This is a genomic window from Pseudomonas sp. 2995-1 (genome assembly GCF_002742505.1).
GTDB lineage: Bacteria > Pseudomonadota > Gammaproteobacteria > Pseudomonadales > Pseudomonadaceae > Aquipseudomonas > Aquipseudomonas sivasensis.
The window spans coordinates 1-287 of record NZ_LJSA01000585.1; the positions used below are offsets into that span (position 1 = coordinate 1).

General features: G+C 33.8%; 1 protein-coding gene. It reads left to right on the top strand.

Annotated features, from left to right (window positions below):
* On the top strand, positions 1–287 hold a 287-nt coding region (locus tag AOA61_RS28180), incomplete at both ends, for a hypothetical protein (RefSeq protein ID WP_218197406.1).

The window sequence follows — 287 nt, forward strand, 5'->3', positions numbered from 1 at the left end:
TAGATGAAGGTGATGTTATTGGGTATGAAGGATTTGCTTATATTGAAAACCATGATGAACGAGAAACATTTGAAGAGGAAATAACAAGAGAAGAAGCAGAAGAACGTTTAAACCCCAACTTAGAAGTGATGGATCATCATTTAGCAATTATTAAGAACCAGTTGGAAGAAGAAGTACTCTGCCATGAATTCTATGGAGTGATTAATCAAGATACATTCCGTATTTTCATTAATGCTGAAAATGGTAGAGAAGAACATGTAGAAAAATTGGCAAATGCAGAACAAGTA